Here is a 440-nt window from a genome sequence, read left to right on the forward strand (position 1 = left end):
TCATGGTGTGGGCGTTTTGATTAAGCTTCAGAAACTAAATCATGCCAGAAATGGGCGCCCACTCCCACCTTTTCGCTTGCGCTGCCAAGCAATTTTCATCCGTTCCGCTAGTTTTGCAAGAGGCTCGGATAAAGTAACTATTCAGCCCTTACAAATCAATGAGTTACGTGATTTTTACGCTTGAAAAAGGCACGATTTACGCAGTTTTTATGAAAAAAGCCGGGTTTTCGCGTTTTTCAGCTGTTTTCAGATGGCCGCAACCCATTGATTTTAAATAGATTTTTACAGCCCCCCCAGAGGCTGAATAGTCACCGGATAAATACCGTTCTGAGTAACCTGAAAACCGCCACCGGCGGAACCTACCATGCTTTCAATTTCGATAAATATGGTTTTCTCTATTTGGCCGAGGCTCAGTATCGATTTAACCGGCGCTTCGATTT

General features: G+C 44.1%; 1 protein-coding gene and 1 pseudogene. Both read left to right on the plus strand.

The features are described 5' to 3' along the window. Positions 1-184, plus strand: a 184-nt coding sequence (locus F1735_RS36085) for a hypothetical protein (protein WP_222853198.1), incomplete at its 5' end; no start/stop codon positions are given. A gap of 128 nt (positions 185-312) precedes the next feature. Further along, a pseudogene (locus F1735_RS34290) lies at positions 313-440 on the plus strand (transposase); the annotation flags it as partial.

The organism is Massilia genomosp. 1 (assembly GCF_011682185.1).
Lineage (GTDB): Bacteria > Pseudomonadota > Gammaproteobacteria > Burkholderiales > Burkholderiaceae_D > Telluria_A > Telluria_A rubra.